The sequence below is a fragment of the Aquirufa sp. A-Brett2-15D genome (assembly GCF_054558735.1).
Genome location: NZ_JBSKFT010000001.1, coordinates 936848 through 960507 on the forward strand (window position 1 = coordinate 936848; position 23660 = coordinate 960507).

Annotated in this window: 22 protein-coding genes; 6 read left to right on the forward strand and 16 right to left on the reverse strand. The window is 40.6% G+C overall.

Annotated features, from left to right (window positions below; translation table 11 throughout):
* Positions 1 to 49: 49 nt before the first annotated feature.
* Entirely contained in the window at positions 50 to 772 is a 723-nt protein-coding gene (locus ACST14_RS04200) for a nitroreductase family protein (RefSeq protein ID WP_459460871.1), read from the forward strand.
* Here the strand turns inward: ACST14_RS04200 and priA are convergent.
* From priA to sucD, 12 genes are all read right to left on the reverse strand, one after another.
* Positions 769 to 3252 (reverse strand): replication restart helicase PriA, encoded by a 2484-nt coding sequence (gene priA, locus ACST14_RS04205; RefSeq protein ID WP_459460873.1) that lies wholly within the window; start codon positions 3250 to 3252, stop codon positions 769 to 771. The genes ACST14_RS04200 and priA overlap by 4 nt on opposite strands.
* The gene (gene gldD / locus ACST14_RS04210) at positions 3243 to 3827 is read right to left on the reverse strand and encodes a gliding motility lipoprotein GldD (RefSeq protein ID WP_459460876.1); all 585 of its coding nucleotides are present in this window, start codon (positions 3825 to 3827) and stop codon (positions 3243 to 3245) included. Before gldD ends, priA begins: the two co-directional genes overlap by 10 nt.
* Positions 3828 to 3833: 6 nt before the next feature.
* Complete coding sequence (locus ACST14_RS04215) at positions 3834 to 4595, reverse strand: lysophospholipid acyltransferase family protein (RefSeq protein ID WP_459460878.1); 762 nt, start codon at positions 4593 to 4595, stop codon at positions 3834 to 3836.
* Between the two features lie 29 nt (positions 4596 to 4624).
* Positions 4625 to 6100: a pyruvate kinase gene (pyk, locus tag ACST14_RS04220; protein WP_459460880.1), complete on the reverse strand. Its 1476-nt coding sequence runs from the start codon at positions 6098 to 6100 to the stop codon at positions 4625 to 4627.
* A gap of 98 nt (positions 6101 to 6198) precedes the next feature.
* On the reverse strand, positions 6199 to 7116 hold the full coding sequence (locus tag ACST14_RS04225; protein ID WP_459460882.1) for a gliding motility protein GldN: 918 nt from the start codon (positions 7114 to 7116) through the stop codon (positions 6199 to 6201).
* 10 nt (positions 7117 to 7126) lie between these two features.
* Entirely contained in the window at positions 7127 to 8719 is a 1593-nt protein-coding gene (gene porM, locus ACST14_RS04230) for a type IX secretion system motor protein PorM/GldM (RefSeq protein WP_459460884.1), read from the reverse strand.
* Between the two features lie 2 nt (positions 8720 to 8721).
* Complete coding sequence (gene porL, locus ACST14_RS04235) at positions 8722 to 9459, reverse strand: type IX secretion system motor protein PorL/GldL (protein WP_459460886.1); 738 nt, start codon at positions 9457 to 9459, stop codon at positions 8722 to 8724.
* A gap of 31 nt (positions 9460 to 9490) precedes the next feature.
* On the reverse strand, positions 9491 to 10639 hold the full coding sequence (porK, locus tag ACST14_RS04240; protein ID WP_459460888.1) for a T9SS ring complex lipoprotein PorK/GldK: 1149 nt from the start codon (positions 10637 to 10639) through the stop codon (positions 9491 to 9493).
* Positions 10640 to 10794: 155 nt separating this feature from the next.
* A complete protein-coding gene (locus tag ACST14_RS04245) occupies positions 10795 to 11775 on the reverse strand; it encodes a PorP/SprF family type IX secretion system membrane protein (RefSeq protein WP_459460890.1) in 981 nt (326 codons plus the stop codon).
* Between the two features lie 75 nt (positions 11776 to 11850).
* Positions 11851 to 12630: a uroporphyrinogen-III synthase gene (locus ACST14_RS04250; RefSeq protein ID WP_459460892.1), complete on the reverse strand. Its 780-nt coding sequence runs from the start codon at positions 12628 to 12630 to the stop codon at positions 11851 to 11853.
* 85 nt (positions 12631 to 12715) lie between these two features.
* Positions 12716 to 13894, reverse strand: a complete 1179-nt coding sequence (locus ACST14_RS04255; RefSeq protein ID WP_459460894.1) for a hypothetical protein — start codon at positions 13892 to 13894, stop codon at positions 12716 to 12718.
* A gap of 19 nt (positions 13895 to 13913) precedes the next feature.
* Complete coding sequence (gene sucD / locus ACST14_RS04260) at positions 13914 to 14792, reverse strand: succinate--CoA ligase subunit alpha (RefSeq protein ID WP_459460896.1); 879 nt, start codon at positions 14790 to 14792, stop codon at positions 13914 to 13916.
* Positions 14793 to 14935: 143 nt separating this feature from the next.
* Here sucD and recN point away from each other — a divergent pair, with 143 nt between their 5' ends.
* The 4 genes from recN (at position 14936) to ACST14_RS04280 (ending at position 18020) form a co-directional block, all read left to right on the forward strand.
* On the forward strand, positions 14936 to 16597 hold the full coding sequence (gene recN, locus ACST14_RS04265) for a DNA repair protein RecN (RefSeq protein WP_459460898.1): 1662 nt from the start codon (positions 14936 to 14938) through the stop codon (positions 16595 to 16597).
* Positions 16594 to 16974: a hypothetical protein gene (locus ACST14_RS04270; protein WP_459460900.1), complete on the forward strand. Its 381-nt coding sequence runs from the start codon at positions 16594 to 16596 to the stop codon at positions 16972 to 16974. The genes recN and ACST14_RS04270 overlap by 4 nt, the downstream gene beginning before the upstream one ends.
* A complete protein-coding gene (locus ACST14_RS04275; RefSeq protein WP_459460902.1) occupies positions 16949 to 17563 on the forward strand; it encodes an SCO family protein in 615 nt (204 codons plus the stop codon). Before ACST14_RS04270 ends, ACST14_RS04275 begins: the two co-directional genes overlap by 26 nt.
* Before the next feature lie 82 nt (positions 17564 to 17645).
* Entirely contained in the window at positions 17646 to 18020 is a 375-nt protein-coding gene (locus ACST14_RS04280) for a c-type cytochrome (RefSeq protein ID WP_459460904.1), read from the forward strand.
* Here ACST14_RS04280 and lptC read toward each other — a convergent pair.
* Together lptC and ACST14_RS04290 are read right to left on the reverse strand one after the other, a co-directional pair.
* Positions 18017 to 18559, reverse strand: a complete 543-nt coding sequence (gene lptC / locus ACST14_RS04285; protein WP_459460906.1) for an LPS export ABC transporter periplasmic protein LptC — start codon at positions 18557 to 18559, stop codon at positions 18017 to 18019. The genes ACST14_RS04280 and lptC overlap by 4 nt on opposite strands.
* A gap of 9 nt (positions 18560 to 18568) precedes the next feature.
* On the reverse strand, positions 18569 to 19876 hold the full coding sequence (locus ACST14_RS04290; protein ID WP_459460908.1) for a hypothetical protein: 1308 nt from the start codon (positions 19874 to 19876) through the stop codon (positions 18569 to 18571).
* A gap of 106 nt (positions 19877 to 19982) precedes the next feature.
* On the opposite strand from ACST14_RS04290, the gene ACST14_RS04295 reads away from it, so the two are divergent.
* Positions 19983 to 21050, forward strand: a complete 1068-nt coding sequence (locus tag ACST14_RS04295) for a mechanosensitive ion channel family protein (protein ID WP_459460910.1) — start codon at positions 19983 to 19985, stop codon at positions 21048 to 21050.
* A 241-nt stretch (positions 21051 to 21291) separates the two neighbouring features.
* Here ACST14_RS04295 and ACST14_RS04300 read toward each other — a convergent pair whose 3' ends face one another.
* Together ACST14_RS04300 and ACST14_RS04305 are read right to left on the reverse strand one after the other, a co-directional pair.
* Positions 21292 to 22431, reverse strand: a complete 1140-nt coding sequence (locus ACST14_RS04300; protein WP_459460912.1) for a 2-isopropylmalate synthase — start codon at positions 22429 to 22431, stop codon at positions 21292 to 21294.
* 213 nt (positions 22432 to 22644) lie between these two features.
* Positions 22645 to 23634 (reverse strand): pyridoxal-phosphate dependent enzyme, encoded by a 990-nt coding sequence (locus tag ACST14_RS04305; RefSeq protein ID WP_459460914.1) that lies wholly within the window; start codon positions 23632 to 23634, stop codon positions 22645 to 22647.
* Between the last annotated feature and the right edge of the window lie 26 nt (positions 23635 to 23660).

The window sequence follows — 23660 nt, forward strand, 5'->3', positions numbered from 1 at the left end:
TCGAGGGCAAAAGCGGGTATTTTCTACTATATTTGAAACAAAAAACGAGATGCTTTCAACACAATTTGAAGAAATAATTCAAAAGAGACGTTCTAATAGACGATATGACCCAGCGGTAAAAGTCGATGATGCCATCATCGAACGCAGCCTACAAAGATCCATTTTATCCCCTAACAGCAGCAATATGCAATTATGGGAGTTTTATTGGATCAAAAGCGAAACAGAGAAGAAAGCATTTCTACCACTTTGCCTAGGTCAGTCGGCAGCAAAAGACACCGGACACATCGTCGTTTTTGTCACGCGCCAAGACCTTTGGAAGAAAAGAGCAGCCTGGAATTTAAAACAGGTAAAGGATTCCATCGAAGGGGAACCGACTAAAATGCAGAAAAGAGGTCTTCAATACTACGGCAAGCTAATCCCGCTATTATACCGAAACGACATCTTCGGAATTTCTACTTTCATCCGATGGAATATTTGTTTTTGGATGGGATTGCGTAAACCAATGATGCGTTTTGGTGGAAAAGCTGATCAACGCGTGATGGTACATAAATCATGCGCCTTAGCTGCTCAAACTTTTATGCTTTCGATTTCAGCAGAAGGGTTTCAATCATGTCCAATGGAAGGTTTTGATGCGGTGCGGGTGAAAAAACACTTGAATTTACCAGCTGGTGCTGAAATCAATATGATTGTCTCCGTGGGAAAAGGGACAGAAGAAGGGGTTTGGGGACCTCGATTCAGAGTGCCTTACGAAGACGTAGTTCACGTACGCTAATTGCAGTCAACGTCTACAATAATTTGAACGCCTTTGAAAGCTGGCTTTATGCTGAGGGTATCTAATTCTTCCCTAAGCTGCTTTTTAAAGGTGGCTAAAGCCACACCTTTCTCTAATTTGATGAGGATTTCCATGGCGTATTGATTACGAATACGTTCGATCAAGGGTTTTTCTGGTCCTAGGACACGTCCATTACCAAATTTGGCCTTCAATAAAATTCCCAAATCTTTCGCAGCCGTCTCTACATTGCGAGCCTCAAAATGGCGCATCACGATCTTGATCAATCGGGTAAAAGGTGGATAATGATATCCCTCCCGCTCGATCATTTCATCCGCATATAACTGCTCGTAATTCCCGTCTTGAATGTAGCCGAATAAGCGGTGATTCGGCTGGTTGGTTTGAATATATACTTGCCCCTGGACATCACGTCTGCCCGCGCGACCAGCTACCTGAGTAATTAATTGAAATCCTCGTTCATGCGCCCGAAAATCAGGGAAATTAATAATTTTGTCTGCGTCAAAAATCGCAACAAGGGATAAACCCTCAAAATCAAGGCCTTTTGCCACCATTTGAGTTCCGACTAAAATATCCACCTGGCCTTTTTGAATCTCCGTAATTAAACTGGTAAATGCCGTCTTAGAGCGGGTCGTATCTAAGTCCATACGCGCAACGCGCGCATCAGGAAGATGTAATTGTAGTTCTTCTTCTAGCTTTTCTGTGCCATAACCCATGGTCTTTATTTGCGCGGAGCCGCAGGCTCCACAACGGTGAATCAATGACTCGTGGTGTCCGCAATAATGGCAGCGTAATTCCTGTTCCCGGGCATGATAAGTCAACGAGACATCACATTGATGACAAGTCGCGATCCAGTCACAGTCTTGGCATTGAAGGTAGGGAGAATAGCCGCGTCGATTTTGAAACAACAAACTTTGCTTGCCTTGCTTCAAATTTTCCGCTAATACCTCAATTAAATCAACCGAAAATCCGCCCTTCATCAGCTTCATCCGATTCGCATATTTCGTATCAATAAAATGCATCGCAGGTAATTGCGCTGCACCAAAACGCTCTTTCAAGACCACAAGGCCATATTTGTCTTGTTTGGCCTGATAATACGTTTCCATCGAAGGCGTCGCTGAACCTAATAAAACCTTCGCCTTTTGCTGGTGCGCTAACATAATCGCCACATCACGTGCGTGATACCGAGGCGCAGGATCAACTTGCTTAAAAGAGGTTTCGTGTTCCTCATCGATAATAATCAGTCCCAAATTCTTAAAAGGCAAAAATACCGACGAGCGCACGCCCACCACAAAAGGATATTTCCCCTCCACAATCGACTTCCACACTTCTACCCGTTCGTTATCCGAAAATTTAGAATGGTAGATCCCCACCTGCTCCCCAAAAATTCGCTTCAAACGCACCACAATCTGCGTCGTCAACGCAATCTCTGGCAATAAATACAATACTTGATCGCCATTTGCTAGAGCTTCTTGTATCAGCTTGATATAAATCTCCGTCTTTCCTGAACCCGTGATTCCATGCAATAAGACAACATCTTTCTCTTGAAATTGATTCAGTATCGATTGATAAGCCTTTTCCTGCGGGGCATTTAGCGTAAAACTAGAGGGTACAAAATTTTCATCCGCTTCATCAAAACGCGAAACGACGATATCGAAAATCTCAAAAACCTGATTCTTCACCAAAGTTTGCAAAGAGCTTTCAGACAGACCCGCCTGGCTGAAACTATTTTTAGCTAAGCCTTTCTGATTCGCTTCCGGACTTCGTAAAACAGGAATAAATTGCAGATAATGCAATAAAATGGCCATCTGCTTCGGCTTCTCCTCCAAGGATTGAATGAGATCCGTTAAAGTTGATTTATCTTCAAAGGAGGCCGCTAAACGAACCTTGCGCTGCACCTTAGGCGTGTAGCGATCCTTTAATTCATCAAAAATAATGACCGCATCCTTGCCTACTAAAGCCTTAATTAAATGATACGGACTTTTGACTTCGGCAAATTTCGCTAACTCATCATAGCTTACCGCTCCTTTATCCCGAATCTCTACGTAAATCGCTAATTCCCTTTCCGTCAGCGTCTCAGGACTCGTAAATTCTGGATTAACTTGTACTTTAGACTGACTGGAAATCTTCAAACCTGCAGGCAAAGCCACCTGAAAAACCTCGCCCGGATAGCACATATAATAATCTGCCGCCCATTGAAAAAGGGCGATTTGGGACGCCGTCACTAAAGGCGAATCATCCAAAATCTCTAAAAGGTATTTCGCTTGATATTGCTTAGGGGGCTGGTGGTGCACCGTAACGATGACACCCGTAAGCACTTTTTTAGTTCCAAAAGGTACCACCACCCGCAATCCCGCTTGCACAAATTCAGCCCATTCCCGAGGCACTCGATACGTAAAATACCGAGGGATGGGAAGCGGAAGCAAGGCATCCACAAAAACCGTTTTCTCCTCCCCTATTTCCATTGCAAGGTTTGAATCAAGTGAATGGCATCCTGCTTTAAATAGCGAATCACAGGCGCTAAAGAATCATTCTTCATCGCTGTGTTTAAATAAACGGCACCCCGCAAGAAATGGGTCGTACTATCGGTTGTAAAAAACTGAAATGGGGTGGCCACATCGCCTTCTAATTCAATGATAGTGGCTTTTGATCCATCTCGCCTAGTTAGTATGGCGTCTTCTATGCGATTCGCTTTCATTTGGTGTTTAGAGGCCAAAACATAGGAGTCCCTAATCATCTTATCAAGTCTTTTACGATCTCCCTGAACTGGCTTATACGTTAGCTGAATGAAGGCATCCCAGCGAGGATAATAGATATACATCCAATGAGGTTCTGCACGTGCAAACGTGTCCTTTTTCACCACTGCAAAACGTGATAATTCAAAAGTAAAGGGATGCCCTTTTTCTAAATCTTGATAGGTATGTGACGGAATTTCCATCATTGGAAAGCCCTTAGGCCTTGGCATAGCGGTATTTTCCTCCTCTGGGGCTGTTCCACAGGAAAGTAAGGTCAGCAAAAAACCTAGGAGGACAAGACGCATATTCGCTTATTTTAAACCGTAATACGCTAAGATAGGATTTTGTATGGATTCAAACACTTTTTCCCGCAAAACAGGCAAATCTTCCATCGTTAAACCCTTCGTCTCAAAAGGAGGATGAATCTCCACATGTAATACGCCTGGACGCATCAGCAACGACTTTTCATCCATTATGTAGTGATTATTATGAAAACTCATAGGTACGATAGGCACTTGTTGTTGAATCGCCATGATGAAAGCCCCATCCTTCAAAGGATTACCCATATAAGGCAATTGCTTAAACACAATTCCTCCCTCGGGAAAAATAACTATACTCCGTCCTGATTGTAAGGCTCGTATCGATCGGCTTAAGGAACTAGCACGGCTATTCTTATCATTTCTATCCACTAAGATATTCAAACGCGCATAGAGGTAGCCAAACAAGGGTATCTTCTTCATCGCATTCTTTCCTACAAAGGAGAAATAGTTCCGAATGACTACCACAACTACCGCGATATCCATATAGGAAAAATGATTTGAACAGAAAACGTAGGTCTGATTAGGATCTAGCTTCACATGATGTGTGATCTTCACGCGTATCCCCGAAAAAAGAAAAAAGAGTTGACCCCACAGCCTAACAAGCCGATGAGCAACTCTTTTCCAAGATCGTCTCTGTAAAAACACAAAAATGACAGGATACAAAACTAAGAATACAATCACAAAGCAGGATACTGCCCAGAAAGTGTATAGCCCTTTTAAACTAGATGAAAGCAAAGAATTTTTGTTTTTCATAATTTAATCAAGGCCTCTAAATCTACGATTTAGTCTACTATTCCTAATTGAACTGTATTGGATTTCAAGTTTTGATTCGCAGGAATCGATAAAGTCGTTACGAAGATATCGCCTTTAGCCAATAAATTATCTTGCTTTAATTTATCCACCATCGCTGCTACGGTTTTCTCTGCATTACCCATTCCCGGATCGTAGAAGAATACACGTGCTCCCCATAATAAACCCATCGTCGACATCAATTCTTTATTCGAAGTAAAGACGAATAAATCAGCCTTAGGACGGTGTGCTGATAAACGGAAGGCAGTATAACCAGAGTTTGTAATACATAAAATCGCCTTTGCTTTTGAATCACGTGCTAAACGGCAAGCTCCTGCAATTAAGCGATTCTGCATAGGTACATTTTCAGACATTGAGGTACCTAATGAGTGATTCTTAAAGTAAATCGCTGCCTCATTTCCTTGTATAATTTCAATCTCATTTTGTTGTTGCTCTACCACTTCGTGAATGTGAGCCATAGTCTCCACTGCTTTTATAGGATAAGCACCAGAGGCTGTTTCTCCACTTAACATCGTCGCTGATGCCCCTTGCAATACGGCATTGGCTACGTCAGAAGTTTCAGCACGCGTAGGAACTGGATTCGTAATCATTGATTCTAACATTTGAGTAGCCACAATGACTGGCTTACCAGCAGCTGTACACTTCTCTACCATTACTTTTTGTAAGTATGGCACCACCGCTCCATCCATTTCCACCCCTAGATCACCACGAGCTACCATGATGGCATCTGTCGCCGCAATAATCTCATCTAAATTATCAATCGCCTCAGGCTTTTCAATTTTCGCGATGACACGCGTATTCTTGCCGTAAGCTTTAATTTTCTCTTTAATATCCCAAATATCACTTGCTTTACGAACGAAAGAAAGCGCGATCCAGTCCACACCATGGTCTAAACCAAAGTACAAATCCGCCTCGTCTTTAGGAGTAAGGCAAGGCAATGAAACTTTCGTTCCTGGTAAATTAATTCCTTTCTTAGACTTCAAAATACCACCGTAAATGACCTCAGTCAATACTTCTTTCTTCTCTTTGTCTATTGAAATCACTTTCACCTCTAAATTACCATCATCCATCAAAATGCGCTCACCAGGATTCACATCTAAATACATGGACGTATAGGTCGTACCTACTTTTTCCGACGTACCTAGTAAATTTTCATCCATTGCAAAAATCAATTGCTTACCAGCCTCGATTGTCACGCCATTATTCTCCACTAATTGGGTACGAATTTTAGGTCCTTGCAAATCTTGAAGAATAGTTAAATTCAAACCCATCTCTTCTGAGATTGAACGAATCGTTTGTAAGCGCTCTAAATGATCCTCATGTGTACCATGGGAAAAGTTTAAGCGGAAAACGTTAACACCTGCCTTAGCTAATTGAATTAATGCTTCTCTTGATTCTGATGTGGGACCTACTGTGGCTACAATTTTTGTCTTGCGTTGATACGACATATGTTGGATAAGGTTCTAATGACACTGCAAGTTACATCTATTACATAAAAAAAACCACCCAAAGGTGGTTTAAATTGTATTAAAATAAGATTATGAAATTAATTCTCCCACATTTCTGCTTCTTTATCTTGGAGCTGTTGTTCGAGTTTTTGCGATTTTTTCAAAGCTTCTTTTCCGTCACCAAATTGATCGAAAATGTCTTTATTACCTGCATTTCCCTTCTTAATAATGCGTGCACTAAAAAAGCGTAAATCAAAAGCATCCGCCATATTTCGGTGTTGCATTTCATTAGTTGAATTAAACCAAATACAATTCGGATTGCTCTTAAAAAATTTATAAAGGTCTTTAAAGCGGAATGACGCTACGATATCTTCTAAACCAGCATCTGACTGAGATGCGGGGATCTTCAAGGTAATTGCTTGAATATCAAAATACAAACGAGAACGCTTGCGATCAATAATGGCATCTTCTTTTATTTCTAAAATAGACAATTGCTTCGGAATATAATATTCAACCCCAGCAACAATCGGACCTTTATCGAAATCATCTACTACTGGCTTCTCCGCTTTAGAAGCATCCGTTTTCTTACTACCGCCCCACCCATCATCAGCACCGCCGCCAGTTGTTTCCGTCGTAGGCTTCGCATCTCCACCAAAACCGGCCGCAATTTCCTCAGCTGTTAATCCACCATTTTCCAATTTACCTTTTATCTTCAAACGATCTAAGAACTGCTCTAAACTTAACTTCGTATTCAACGAATCATTAGTGTAAGGAACCAATAATCCCGCCTTTACGCCATCAATTAAGAATTTGGAAATTTGGTTATTCTCTGCAAAAAATGGTTGATTCATTTTCTCATTCAAATCCATTTTACGCCAAATTTGAGCTCGGTATTGAATATCTGCCTCATCAATCGGATGCGCCGAATTAGGATTAGGATTAAGCGATGATTCCTGAGCTAAAACACCCACAGAAATCAAACAAAAGCCTGCCAATAAAATATGCTTCAAATTCATATAAATACGATTAATTCAATGGAATTACTTTGACAAATGAAAATGGAATCGTCTCTACAGTTCCTTTGAAATTCTTACGTTGTACCCCTTTAACTTCAATTCGGTAACGGTCACCCGGTTGGGCTTGACTAGCTAGTGAGGAAATAGATCCTCCTCCTTGCAAAATTATCGATGCCACTCGCTTCGTACCACGAGCAAGCGCCACTTCTATTTCAGAGACACGGTAATTAGCATCTTCGGGATTAGTAGCAGCAAATGACTCATCTGCAATCGCCTTCGCATTCACAAATCGCAATCCTGTAGAACTCTCCCCGCTCTTATCATTCAATTCTGCTCCGCTACTTCCCACAATTTTAATTTCAGGTCTAGGTACACGACGTACCCGGAAGGTCTCCTTACCTAGAAGAGTTCCCGCATTGTTTACATTTAATGTAAGCGTTGAAGACGATGGCACTACTGTCACCTTACCTTTATTCGAACCCGCAATTGCTTCACCCCCTTCTGCCGTAAAGCTAGGGTTCCAAAGCGCTCCTAATCCGGCACTCGCCACGCTAAGACGGTTCGCACAGCCTAAATAAAGCGCTGGCAAAGTTCCTGTCTCAATGTTATAAGTAGGTTTTAATACAAAATATTCTTTCGTAATTGACTCTGTCTTAGGCCCTAATGGGCTCATATACGAAACAGACGCTACGTAAGTTTTCTTAGATAAACCATTCGCATCATATGCTCCACCAGAGGTTTTGAATTTAATTTGTCCGCGACCATCTAACACTTGTAGTGAAGCTCCATTTAAGCTCATTCTAGGCGTAAAACCACTAGAAGTCGCAGCGATAAATACTTCAGCCTGATAATCCATACCCGCTACTACCGTATTAGCATTAGCAGAAACTTGAGCAAAAACTTTATCAAATTTAATCTCCTTCGCACCTACTTTTCCAGCTAATTGATTCAATACTTCAGCTTCGTAGCGTCGAACTTCTGATTGCTTTTGCGATAAGGTCGCTAAAGCAGCAGCTACGGGAGTAGTTTCAAAATTCAATTCAGCAAAATCCTTTTTCGATTGATTCGCGTCTTTACTTGTTAATGGATCATCCTTACCTGCAAGAGCTAAAGAGGAGAATTTAGTGCCTGGATCTGCAGCTACTAATATGTCTTTTATATACTTATCAAAAAGTGGTATCAACTTATAGGCCTCCCCTTGTTTAGCGCCACCCACCATTATTTCGTAGATTTTTTCTTCTTCTTTCGGATTTTTGATATTTCCCGTTTCTGGATCAATACCACCGCCCGCTTCTAATAATTTACCCTTAATATTCTCGATATGAGCCACTAAAGCGTCCGTAGTTCTTCTAACTTCCACTGCCTTTTTCAATACATCAGCATAGGCCGCAGGATTCGGAAGGTCTTTAATCCGCTCCTCAATACCTTGCACCATCCCTTTACTTTTATTCAGAGATGATTGATTTGCCTGCTCTAAACTACTATTTAAAAGGGCAAATTTTTGTAACAAGGCATCACTAACCTGCAAAGCGAGCAAGGCCGTTAACACCAAATACATCATCCCGATCATTTTCTGCCGGGGGGTCTCTTTTAAATTTGCCATAATTAGCCTTTCATAGCTGTCAACATACTACCATAAACTTGGTTCAAGGACTGAATATTAGCATTCAACTTCGCTAATTCTGCTTTGAATAATTCCGCATCCTTTTGAGTACCTGCTATATGTTCTACACTTTTATTAACATTACTGTAGAAGCCATTGATTGCTTTCATGTGCTTGCTGGCCTCTTGAATTTCAGCTTCATAAACAGAATTCAATTTCTCTAAAGAAGCGCCTGCCTTAGCATAGTTTTCAGTATACTTAGCTGCTTCAGATGAAGATGCAGTAATAGTAGCTAATGATTGAGACGCCTCTGAAACAGATTTATTTAGGCCACCTAGTGATTCTGCTGATGAATTCAACGATTTTACAAAATCCTGAGTCGCTCCAGTTGCTTTAGAAATCTCAGATAAACTATTAGCGGTTTCCGTTAATGATTTTAAACTCTTAGTCAAATGAGCCACTGCGTCTGCATCTAAACCTGGAACATCACCTGTGTGACGAGCTGCTGCTGCACGAGGAGCTTCACCTGCTAATTCAGGGTATACCTTTTCCCAATCATATTGCTTATCCGGCACTGACTTTAAATAAAGTACACCAAATAAAATAAAAATCGCGGCTTCTGTAAACATACCCACCATCAACATTTCATTTGCACCAGTCCAGTGTAAAATTTTAAAAAGTGCTCCTACAATTACGACGGCTGCACCAAAACTAGCAACTACATTAATCGACTTTTCCATTTTGTTAATTCTTAATAATAGATTTATTTATTTACCTCGATGCAGGACGGCCTAAATAGCGCATCACACATCTAAATCCAACATAGGATCTTTTATTTTTCTCATATTCAAAGGTACGTGTACCCGTCTCTAAATAGTATCCAATATCTTTCCAAGATCCCCCACGAACCACCTTACGTGGATTAGTAGCATCTCTGTTGATTGAGTTCAGATCCCAAGTAACTGCTGAGGCATTTTCTTCAAAAGCATCTTCACACCACTCGGCCACATTTCCAGCCATATTATACAGACCATAATCATTCGCGCTGTAGGCATTCGCTGGAGCCGTATATTCGTATCCGTCAGCATCATAATTACCCCGATGAGGCTTGAAGTTCGCTAATAAACAACCTTTAGCATTAGATAAATAAGGATTTCCCCAAGGGTATTTCGCTGAAGCACGACCACCTCGAGCAGCCCATTCCCATTCAGATTCCGTAGGTAAAGTAAAACGTGGCAATGACGCTAAGCCTTGAGACTTGCGGTAGCTGTTCATTAATTTAGAACGCCAATCGCAGAAATACTTTGCCGCTGACCAATTTATGCCGACTACCGGATACATATCAAATGCTGGACTAGAATAATAATTTTCCGTCATCGGATCTCCATAGGTAAAGTCGCGCGTTTGATAGCCAGGCATTTTAAGATCTTCTGACCAACGTGTTGTATCTGGATAATAATCAGACATGATTTTTGTCTCCCCTAAAACAGATAACGAATCACGTAAAATGGTTTCCACAAACTGACGGTATTCGTAATTTGTTATTTCTGTATCATCCATAAAGAAGGCAGAAACAGTTACTCTACGGGGAAAGTTAATAGCAGAACGAGATGGATCTTCATCTCCTTGCCCCATGAGGTAGCTACCAGATGGGACTAAAACCATACCGAATGGTGTAGGCTGCGACCAACCTTTCCGGTTCACTGCCACGATCTCACCATTAAATACACCTGGATCCGCTGACGCTGGTTTAAAGAATAAACCCTTCAGTCCTTTAGATTTAGTCGACTTGGTTGATTTAGCTGAGCTAAGTGTTTTACCTCCTGTATTGCTTTTAGAGCCACAACTTGTGACGGCTATCGTTAAAACAACAAATGAAAACAACCAAACTAACTTCTTATTCAGATTATGAAAATTCATATACCTTTTTAAATTTCTGTTTTTCAAACGTTTAGGCAGTAAATAATATTGCCTCTAATCAAAAATAAACTCCTCACAGAATCAACAAATTCCTCAAATTTAAAGGAATATTCTAACAATCGAATAATGTTTTAACATAATTTTGTACCTACCAATTATAAAATTCTAAACCTAGGTGTTCGAATGGGAGCCGCCTTTTGCTTTATACTTCTTTCCGGAATTCGGAACCTTAAGAATATCTCATGAGACAATGGCTTCTTATTCAATGCATTAGAAGTCGTGATATCCATTGAATAACCGATATCTAACTTATTTTGAAGAATGGAAACCCCCAATAAACCTATAGCTGCATCCCCATTTCGGTAAGCTCCACCTGCATAAATTAGTTTATTATAATATACTCTTACTCCTCCTTCTGGAACCAATTGCCCTGAATAATACCGAACAAGCGCATAAGGCAAGACATCAAAGTAATCACTCAAAGGTATTTCTCCGCTTCCATGTAAAGCAAAAACTCGCTCTAATGGCATGGAGGCTGTTCCTCCATTAAATTCAAAGTTAGGGGAGCTAAGGTGATCTGCCGTGATTCCTACTTGCCAATTATCTGTTGAATACACCGCCCCTAAACCAAAATCTGGTAAGGTTTGACTAACGGGAGATCCCGAGAGTAAATTAGCTAGCGGATCATTCGGATCTCTTACACGAAAAACGCGACCGTCGAACGATTTTGTTTGCAATCCTGCGGATAAACCAAAAGACCACAAACCATTTCCTTTACTTAGATGATAAGCTCCTTGAAGCTGAAACGATTGCTGCGAAACTCCAGACGGCGTTTTATCTGAATAAAACTGAATGCCTATACCTGCTTGAGGGGTTATGCTAAATGAGCCAGCTATCCAAGTAGTCCCTAATCTTCCTGAGCCATCATTCGAAGTAGTATAACCAGACCATTGATCCCTCACCTGAAGTGCTACATAATTATTTGATTTCCAACCAGAAAAGGCCGGATTTACAATATTCGAATTAGCCGAAAAAATGCTAAACTGAGGACTTTGCTGAGCTGACGTTCGCGTAATGTATAACAGCAGAAAAATCCCTAAACTAAGGGAAAAGTACAGCTTGATTAGGCGACTCATTTTAAACGTCATTCGTTGGATGAAAAATAGGTAGGCTAAAATAATAAAAAAGCCTCAATCGATGAGGCTTTTTTATTATTTATTTACTTGCTTGATGTAATATTCGAGCGCTCCCGTCATAGAAGGAGCATTAGGCATAGGTGCCTGAATGTCTACAATTAATCCTGCATCGACTACTGCTTGTGCTGTCGTAGGTCCAAATGCAGCTAAACGCGTGTTATTTTGCTGAAAGTCAGGGAAATTCTGAAACAAGGAGGTGATTCCAGATGGGCTAAAGAAAGCAATCACATCATAGAAAACCTCTTCTAAATCAGACAAATCTGCTGAAACCGTTTCATACATGACAGCTTCTGTTAATTGAAAGTCGTTCGTTCCCATGAAATCGGGAAGGTCTTTTTGACGCTTATTAGAACAAGGGAATAAAAATTTCTCCGTCTTGTGTTTCTTAATAATCTCCAAAAGGTCTAAAGCTGTTTTTGTTCCCGTAAATACCTTACGCTTACGGATGACAATATATTTTTGCAAATAATTAGCCGTTTGCTCCGTGATACAGAAATATTTCATGTCGGTAGGCACCTCGATCTTCGCTTCTTTACAAATACGGAAGAAATGGTCGATCGCATGACGGCTAGTAAAGATGATGGCAGTATGTTGAAGAATCTCTATTTTTTGCTTTCTAAATTCCTTAAAAGCAATTCCTTGTACCTCGATAAAAGGTCTAAAATCGACCTTCACATTGTACTTTTTTTCAATATCAAAGTAAGGTGATTTAGCGTCTGCGGGAGCAGATTGAGTCACTAAAATACTCTTAACCTTCTTTAATCGATTGTTTTCTTCAGAAGCTGTTTTACTCATAATCAGTTAATTAGGGCCAAAATAATGCCTGCTTTTTTATTCAGAGTGCAAATATACGACAATTTTTTACAGAAATTATTCTACCCTAGATGTAAGCGGTAAAAATTAATTCCTTAATACCAAACAAGATAATCTGCCCTTCGATGATGAGTAAATAGATAAAAAGAAATAGGCGTGGAAAAGAAAAACTCCTTTGAAAGGATTGAAAAAAATAGAAAAAACGGAAAATAAAATAAAAGTCTACCACATAAACAACGGAGCTGAAATCAATCGGCGTAGAGAGTCCTACAAAAACGGCATAAAAACAAAGAACAGAGAATAGAACCGTAAAAAACTGCAAATTCGTCTGCAAAGATTTGAAATAATGCACATTCGCTAAACCCTTCAGCTTAAACAAATCCGTAAATAAGTAATAGACAAAAAAGCGGGAAATAAAGAGCAAAAAGGAAAGCCCAAGTTTGGAGAAAATAAACAAAATGCTGGGCCAAATGGTGACAAAATTATCTGCATTACTAAAGAACTCGTCTTTCTGAGATGTTTTAAAACCAATTAAATAAGCTAAGCAGGAGGTGATCAAACTAAGCGTAAACAAGACAAGTACATTAGGCAGCGCAAAAGGCCGCCTCATCCAAACCTCATCTTTTACCTCCCAGCGCATCCAATCGGAGTAGCGATAAAATGACGTAAATACGCGTGGATAGGCTGCAAAAAGTAGGCCCAGGCAGGCCATTATAGAGAGTATACTCAATAGAAAGAAATTAGAAAAGGGAGCACTTGATCGAATGTCTAGTAAGAAGAAGTCAGCCTTTTCTTTCACAACTAGCTCCTGCTTTCGTTCCAGGTAAAAATCGCCGGGTAATCCTTGTAAGCCTTCTAAATAAACCGTTAAAATGAATTTTTCGTCCCGATTAAGACTATCTAAGGCGATTCTATATACCTCCCCTTTCTTCAATGCTTTAAACAAGGTTCCTTGAAGGAATAAGTGGTAATTCTCTTTTGGGTAAATGGCTAGAGAGGCTTTGGGAAAATCATCTGGATGAATTTCTAGCGACTTCGACTGATAGGAATAGTGATTAGATGAGACATAAGGCAAGAAACTTTTCCAATCTTCCTGGTATACTAACCAATCTCGATCAAAGGAATAGACCTTTTTCCAGGCAGCCTGGCTATTAAAAGAAAGCAGTAGTAGCGCCCATAAAAAAAATCTGCTAATCGTTTTCCGGAAAGGGTCAAGATTAGCAGATTTTATAGGGAAAGGAATCATTCCTTGATTTTAATTCGAATTAGTTAGATGCCAAAGCTTTTACCATCGTCTCGCCTATGTCAGCTGGAGAGTATACTACGTGGATACCACACTCTTGCATAATTTTCATTTTTGCTTCTGCCGTATCGTCTGCACCACCGATGATCGCACCTGCGTGACCCATGCGGCGTCCTTTCGGAGCTGTTTGGCCTGCAATGAAACCAACAACTGGCTTGCGATTTCCATCCGCTTTAATCCAACGAGCCGCTTCTGCTTCCATACCGCCACCGATCTCACCGATCATCACGATACCTTCTGTTTCAGGGTCATTCATTAATAATTCAACCGCCTCTTTCGTGGTCGTTCCGATAATCGGATCACCACCGATACCGATGGCTGTTGTTTGGCCTAAACCTGCTTTCGTTAATTGATCTACCGCTTCGTATGTTAAGGTCCCTGATTTAGAAACGATACCTACACGACCTTTTTGAAAGATAAAGCCTGGCATAATACCTACTTTACACTCCTCAGCAGTCATTACTCCTGGACAGTTTGGCCCGATTAAACGTGTTTCGAAGTTCGAAATATATTCTTTCGCCACGATCATATCTTTCGTCGGAATTCCCTCCGTGATACAAATAATGACTTTAATTCCTGCATCAGCTGCCTCCATAATCGCATCAGCAGCAAATGCTGGTGGAACGAAAATGATCGAAGTGTCAGCTCCTGTAGAAGCCACTGCTTCTGCAACTGTATTAAAAATAGGACGATCTAAATGCGTAGCGCCGCCTTTTCCTGGTGTAACTCCCCCTACCACTTGGGTTCCGTAAGCAATCATTTGTTCAGCGTGAAATGATCCCTCAGTACCTGTGAAACCTTGAACGATAATTTTTGAATTCTTATTTACTAAAACACTCATTTTGTAGGGGTTATAAAAACGTAGGCGAAAAATTTTTCCAAAGGTACAAAATATTGATAAAATTTATCAAAAAGCTGATTGTTACACGAAATAAAAATGTGAACAATTTTTTTTGCGTAAATTCGAACTTTGATGCCTTTCTTATGTTGAAGCACCTACAAATCCAGAACTACTCTTTAATCGAACAGCTCGACCTGCATTTAACAGGTGGACTGACGGTTATTACGGGGGAAACGGGTGCAGGTAAATCCATTTTATTAGGCGCTATTTCTTTATTATTAGGCCAAAGAGCGGACAGCAAAAGTCTCTTCGATGCCTCCAAAAAATGCATCATTGAAGGCCAGTTTTCCCTCGCGCCTTACCCGCATTTGCAAGCCGTTTTCGCAGAGGAGGAAATCGATTTCGATGAGCCCTGCCTCATCCGAAGAGAAATAAATCCTCAAGGTAAATCGCGCAGTTTCGTCAATGACACCCCCGTTACTCTTGAATCGCTGAAACGAATCGGAAACGAACTAGTGGACATACATTCCCAACAGGACACCTGGTGGATGTCACACCCTGATTTCACGCTGGATATGATTGATGCCTATGCACAGAATGATGGATTGAAAAAAAGGTATTTCTCCGCTTTCAGCAATTGGCAAGTTTCAGTTTCGTCTTTACGTGACTTAGAGTCCACTTCTTCGAAAGGATCCCAAGAAATGGATTTCATCCAATTTCAATTCGACGAATTGAGCAAAGCTCAATTAAAAGAGGGAGAATTTGAGTCACTAGATACAGCCGTGCAAAAGCTCCAAAATGCCGAACAGATTCAGGAGAAATTAGCGATTTTAGCTCAAGCATTAAGTGTTTCTGAAGTTTCTGCCTTACAGCAAAGTCGCATCGCCTTACAGCAAGCAACTTCTTTAAGTAAATGGGGAGAGAATTTTGCGGATTGGAAAACTCGGATCGAATCCATTTGGATTGAATTAAAAGACCTAGGGGCAGAAGTCGAAGGCGAAGCCGACGATTTCATTTATGACCCTCTTGAATTAGAACAAAAACAGAAGCGATTAGACAGTCTTAATCGCTTATTACAAAAATACCAAGCATCCACGGTCACGGAATTGATCGAACTAGTTGCATCGCTCGATATGCGCCTTTCTCAATATTCATCCATGGACACCATTTTAGCCGAAGCAAAGATTCGTGTAAACGAAGATTTAAAACTAGCCTCAGAGGCTGCTTTAGCTTTGTCTTCGTCTCGTTCATCCGTAGTAGAATCGATATCTTCTGCCCTAGTGATTTCCTTGCAGTCCTTAGGGATTCCGAATGCAAATCTGTCCTGGGAGCAACAGCCGAAAGAGCTAGCTTCTAATGGTGCAGATAAAATCCAATTATTGTTTTCTGCCAACAAAGGTTTAGCACCTAAACCTTTTAAACAGATCGCATCTGGTGGCGAAATGAGTAGATTGATGCTTTCGATAAAACATCTTTTGGCAAAAAAACGGGTACTACCTACCCTGATTTTAGATGAAATAGACACCGGAGTTTCAGGTGAGATTGCCATCAAAATGGGGCAAATGTTGAGTCAAATGAGCCAAGGGCATCAAATTATTGCCATCACCCACCTTCCACAAATCGCGGCGGCCGGATCGAAACATTGGTATGTTTATAAAGATCACGCAGGAACGAAAACAGTTTCTAATCTTCGGGAGTTACAAGAAGAGGAACGGGTGGAAGAAATCGCGAAAATGATCGGTGGCACGCAAGGCTATAAAGATCTCTTAACGAATGTTCGAAATTTAATCCAATCCAACGAATGAAAAAGTATATCGCTTTAACGCTGTTATTGATAGGTTGCACACAGGCACAGGAAAAATTGAGTCAGGAATTAAAAGACAATGTCTTAGGATTGCACGATGATTTAATGGGGAAAACGGAACAAATTGTATCCCTTAAAACGAAATTAGATAGCTTGTCTTCCGGAGTTGATTCTGTTCAAGTTAAGCAACTCCTCGGTGCACTAAACAAAGCAGATAATTCAATGATGGATTGGATGCATCAATTTTCAATCGACAGCCTGGATAAAATGGAAGTAGGCGCAAAGATGATTTATCTGCAAAAACAATACGAACAATTAACTGGTCTTCAGAAACTGACAGATTCTACCTTACATGCGGCACAAACTTATAAGCCTTAGTCTTTTTCTTGCTGTTTTTGCCATGTCTTGTTCGCAAGACAAAAAACTACCCTTTCTAGGCCCTAAGACTGTTAGTGCATCTGGGGACACTGTCTATCATCAGATCCCAGCCTTTCAATTTTTAAACCAGGATTCTGTTTCTGTAAGCGAAAAGGACGTGGCTGGAAAAGTATATGTAGCTGATTTCTTTTTTACCACCTGCCCTACCATTTGCCCTAAAATGAAAACGCAAATGCTCCGTATCTACGAGAGATACAAGGAACGTGACGATGTGCGCCTCCTTTCGCATAGCATCGATCCCGATTTCGATACGCCGTCAGTTTTAAAGGATTATGCTTCTCGGCTTCACGTATCTTCCCCTAAATGGAATTTATTAACTGGGGATAAAGCGAAGATTTATCAATTAGGCCAAAAAAGTTATCTAGTCTCCGCCCAAGAAGATCCTGCCGAAGCCGGCGGATTTGTTCACAGCGGCGCCTTTATATTAGTAGATAAAAATCGCCATGTTCGCGGCATATATGATGGCACGGTAGAAGCCGAGGTGAATCATTTGCTAGAGGATATGGAGTTACTTTTAAAAGAACAGTAAAATGGTGAATGATAAGTGGTAAATGGTGAATGTTTTTTTCAGCATCTATTCACCATTTATCATTTACCATATAAAACAGAATATGAAAAATTACATCCCTATCGCAATCATCGCATTTTTCTTTTTCTCTTGCCAGAGCAAGGAAGAAATCCTTCAACAACAATATGCCGTAGAAGGGATGGCTTTGTATAAAACAAATTGTGAAAATTGCCATCAAGCGGATGGTTCGGGATTACGGGATTTGTACCCCTCGATTCAAAAAAGTAAGTTAAGTCCGGAGGCGATGACCTGCTTGATGCGAAATGGCAAAAAAGGAAAGGGATATATGCCTGCTAATGCTAAACTACAAGCATTAGACTTGGCAGAATTAGTTACCTATATGCGGAATGAATGGGGAGGCAATAAACAAATCTATCCGATAGATAGTGTTCAAATAGCCCTAAAGAATTGTAATTAATTCGTAGGTAAACCATCCACAACTACTACCGAATTGCGAACTTGACGCAAGGAATAACTGGAGAAATCTTGGGCAGCATCGAGGCCCACGCCATTCACTAATTCAGTTCGAGTCCGAAGTTGAACGGCCTTGTCCGTGAAAATGCGTTTCTCTACTGGGAGCCAATTGAATTCATCGGTTTTCAAAGTTTCCTCCTTTTCGATGTTGTGAATGACCACATGGCCCATGAGTTTATAGGTATTTTTTTGGCGATAAAAATGAGCTGAATCACCCCGAATCTCAGAGGTGATCTTACCAGATTTATTATAAAACCAAAGTTTCATTTCTTTCGGATAAACCCGATCTTCAGAGGCCAAAGTCAACTGCTGCTCCGTGACCATTCTAACAACTTTTTTGGCCGAATCAGAATATATCATATCTATTCCAAAAAGTTCTGATTTAGGCCCTACGAAGGTTGCCTTAGAATCTACTTCTTTTTCACGACAAGAAAAGAATGTGCTGATAATCAAGAGCAAAAAGAGTAAGCTCGAATTGCGCATGCGAGAAAATTAGTTGATTTTCTGTTTTTGGAACCAAAGATCACTAAAGGTCAAACCCAAAGTCAAACGGTGGTATTGCTCCTCCAAACCATTTTCGGTGATTGAACCACGGCGTCCTACCTGATAGGCAACATTCAAGAGGGAAAGGTTGCGAAGAGGAAATGCAACCCCCAAACTCAAATTCTTGTCTACCGCATAATTTCCATTTCCTAAGAAATCATAGGGAGTCTTTTCGTAAGACGCTCCTAAGCGATACGTAGTTCTTTTAAAGTATTTCGAAATTGACTCTACATCAGGAGTGAATTCTCCTCCAATTGAAACCTTATGTGAAGCAGGTAGTTTCGTAGATCGTCCTAAATTATTAGTTACTTTACTCCAATCAGTATAAGTATAATCAACCCCTACCATCCATTTAGCCGCTTTTTCAAGACTAATTCCAAAACGATTAGCTACTGGAATTTGCTGAACAAAGGCCGCCGATTTTTCCAAGGTATCTGCATTAATGACGGTAAGACCCGATAAATCCATAGTCGCAAAACGCTTCACTTGATTTGCATGTAAACTAGAGCTTAAATCAAGAGTAGCTCCTAAATTCAAAAACAAATCAGGTTTCAAATTTGCTCTGTAAGCAAATCCAGCCTTAAATTGAAAATCAGAATACGACGTTAAATCTTCTAATTGTACTTTGTAATACTGCCCATCAGACATATTTTGAGTAGCTACATTCCGATTCACTTGACCGAACAGGTAATCCATTTGCAAGCCCACATATAACTCTTTGTAAATTCGAACTCCATTCGAAATTGAAACCTTACTAACGCCTCCATTTCCTTTATAACTATAAATTAAGCTATCAACACCTAATAAATTCAATCGACGATAAGATCTGGTTTCATATTCCACCGCAGAATGAGGGCGAATTCCTATTGCCATTGTCCAACGACTGGTTACGGGCAAGGTTAGGTTTAAAGACTGGTAATTACCCCCGAATACTTTCTGTTGTTGACGGTAATCCTGCAAGGTTTTGTATTCTGTATTCACCCCTACTTCCAGATTAGTCCAACGATTACGGGCCAATAAAGCTGGATTCACCATATTAGTATAAATACCATTGGAATTAGAAACGCCTATTCCTCCCATCATCATTTGGGTTGCATTTTCGCTACCTTGAATCTCTCCCATCCCTAGATAAGAGTAAGGTGAATTCATGATAGTTTGAGCCCACACGGCTGGGGTCATCGATAACAATAATACGATTAATAGATATCGAAGCGTTTTCGAAAGGGATGTAGGCTTATTCAAAGAAATGAAATTCATAAATTTTAAATCTTCCCATTTGGGAGTATAAGAGTGCAAAGGTCGTAATTTTATTTCACATTCGACTAAGTTATTAGCTATATTTGGGTTCAAAATGAATGACAAAATGATTGAAGATTTAAAAAATGTGATCTACTTAGATAATTCAGCCTGGGATTTGATCCTTTTCGGCGGAATTATTTTAATCGGATTTATCTTGAGACGGTTTTTCTCTAATTCATTTTCTAAAATTGTTTATCGCTTTATCCCAAATGAATCCATCTCCATTCAAGATTGTGTTCAGCTCATCCGAAAGCCATTTGAATTATTAATTTTCTGGATTTTCTTATTTTTTGCAATTAAAAACCTACAGGTACCATCAGCCTGGAATATCGAGCCGATTGAAAAATCCGGTTTACTCTATTTTATCAAAAAAGCATTTGAATCCGCTCTCATTTTTACCATCACTTGGGTTATTGTTCGATTAATGAAAGTAGTCATATTAGTCGCTCAAGAAAAATGGAATGGGGCTAATCAAAAATCCAAACAACAATTTATTCCCTTCCTGAACGACCTCTCCATGGTCTTTATTATCACGGCGGCAGGATTTGTTTTTCTAGGTCGCGTATTTGAAGTGGATGTCGTTGCACTAATCACAGGATTAGGAATCGGAGGTTTAGCCTTAGCTTTAGCCGCGCGTGAAACCTTAGAAAATCTTTTTGCCTCCTTTACCATCTTCTTAGACCTTCCATTTGTGGTGGGCGATACTATTCAAATAGGTGCTATCAGTGGAGATATTGAAAAAATCGGATTCAGAAGCACTCGAATCAGAGGTGCAGATGGGAATTTAATAGTAGTGCCAAATCGCCTCCTAACATCTCAATCGCTCGAAAATATGAGCGAGCGTGACTACAGACGAGCTAAGTACATAATTCAATGCGAACTAAACACAAAACCAGCTCAAATCGAAGCTGCCATCGCTGCGATTGAAACATTCATTCAAGAGGATCCTTTATGCAAGAAAAAGGCACCGAAGGTTATTTTTGAGGGCTTTGGGGCGTATTCAATCGATATATCCGTTACCTATTTCGTCCAAACAAAGGACTTTGCCAAGTTCCAGGCTACCAAGCAATCCATTAATCTGGGGATACTGAAGGTGCTGGAGAAGGAGAAGGTGGTGATGGCGAGGTCCTAGCGAAGCTAGGACAGTAGTCAGTGGACAGTGGACAGTAGTCAGGAGAGTATAGATTAAAGATTAAAGCACAAAGAATAGAGCATAAAGCATAAAGTTGGCATAAAAAAAGGGAACCACGGTTCCCTTTTTTTATTATCGCATGAAATGTGATTGAGTCTGAAGAAAACATTTCTAAAGTTCATCCCCGCAGGGGATTCCAACTTTATTCTCTGTGCTTTATGCTTTATGCTTTACAATAGAATTAACCCACAAGTTCCTTAAGATCCGCATCATGAATCATCTTCCTCTCATCTGCCATCAACAAGAAGCGCGTGTAGATCTTATCTAATTCGGGTTTTTCGAAGTCAAATCCTAAGATAGTTAAGCGGTGGCGCAAAGCGGCACGGCCAGAACGAGAGGTTAATAAAATCGCTGAAGAGGAAACTCCTACATCTTCGGGATTCATGATTTCATAGTTTTGGGCATGCTTTAAGAAACCATCTTGGTGAATTCCTGAGGAGTGAGCGAATGCGTTTGCCCCTACTACGGCTTTGTTCGGTTGAACATTCATTCCCATTAAATTCGAAACAAGTGTGCTGGTAGGATACAAGTATTTTGGCTTAATTCCTGTCGTAAATCCTAAATCCTTATGGACATTTAAGATCATAGCTATTTCTTCCAAAGACGTATTTCCAGCCCGCTCCCCTATACCATTAATGGTCACTTCGACTTGACGCGCACCAGCTTGAATACCAGCAATCGTGTTAGCCGTAGCTAAACCCAAATCATTGTGATTGTGCATCGAAATAGTAGCCTGATGGATATTATCGACATTTTCATATAAATACTTGATGCGCTCATGCATGACATGAGGCAATAAATAACCTGTTGTGTCTGGAAGGTTCACCACCGTGGCTCCTGCCTTGATAACTTCACGTGTTAATTGTGCTAAGAAGGCTAAGTCAGCCCGACCTGCATCTTCGGCGAAGAACTCGACGTCTTCGACAAAGGATTTGGCATACTTCACTGCCCAAACTCCTCGCTCTATGATTTCTTCCCGAGTCGAATTAAATTTATGCTTGATGTGTACGTCCGAAGAACCGATTCCTGTATGAATACGTGGTTTACGAGCCGTTTTTAAGGCGGCAACTGCCGCATCAATATCTTCCTTTTTTGCACGAGTCAAAGCACAAATAGTGGGCTCTTTAACTGCATCACAAATGGCTTGAACCGAGGCAAAATCCCCTGGCGATGAAATGGGAAAACCTGCTTCAATAATGTCCACCCCCAGCAACTCGAGTTGTAAAGCAACTTCTACTTTTTCTTCTCGGTTTAATTGACAGCCAGGTACTTGCTCGCCGTCGCGTAAGGTGGTATCAAAAATTTGAATTCGGTTACTCATCTGTTTTTTGGTGTTTTATTTCGATGTGAAATTACGGCGAATTAGCCTTGCGAACAAGCAAAGTTCAAAGACCAAAGTTCAAAGTTCAGACTATTAATCTGATTTTTATTGAATATTAGATTAAATTACTATAAATAATCTAAATAATTGGATATATAAAGATTAAAAATCTAAAACAGAAAAGCACACCAGAAAATAAAATTTTGATTTTTTTTACGAAGACGCGAGTAATTTAATCTCGGGGAAGCGTTTAGGGTCGAAATTTCCCCCAGAAATGACACAAACCACTGTTTTGCCTTTGATTTCATCCGCCATTTCAGCGAGTCCGGCTACACTTAAAGCGCCGGCGGGTTCGACGATCATACTCTTGAGATCATAGAGATCTAACATCATTTGGCATAAATCCTTCTTCGAAACCGTTAACATACGAGACAATCCATTCTGACAAATAGCAAATGTCTTTAAGCCCACCTGTTTCACAGAAGCGCCGTCCACAAAGCGATCAATCTCAGGCAAAATCACAACCTCCGAAGCCGCTAAACTTTGCTGCATCGATGGCGCTCCTGCCGGCTCCACCCCTATCAAAGCGGTAGTGGAAGGTAAAACTAAAGCAGCACCAGCCGCTAAACCGCCTCCACCTATCGCTAAAAACAGATAATCAGGAGCGGTAGGTAATGCCTGCAAAATCTCTAAAGTCACCGTGGCTTGGCCAGCAATAATATCATAATCGTCAAATGGCGGAATATAGATTGCCCCATTCGTCTCGCAGAATTTACGCGAAGCCGTGAAGGCCTCATCATAATTCTCGCCCAAAAGATAGATGCGCACCTTTTCTTTACCAAAAAACCGAACTGCCTCCACCTTTTGTAAAGGCGTCGACTTAGGCATGAAAATATGGGCTTGAATTCCGAGCAAAGCACAGGCTAAAGCTACTCCTTGGGCATGGTTTCCAGCAGATGCGGCCACCACCCCTTTCGATCTAAGTTCCGAGGGGATGTTCGAAATTTTGTGGTAGGCACCCCTAATTTTATAGGAGCGAACGACCTGCAAATCTTCACGCTTAAGATAGATTTTAGCCCCATAGCGCGCAGAAAGTGAGGCGGAGTACTCTAAAGGGGTAACTGAAATCACTCCTTTTAGCTGCTCCGCTACTTGTTTTATTTCTGTGACGCTAGGAACGTGTTTTAGTTTGTTGAATTCCATGCATCCCAAAATTAACAAAAAAAGGG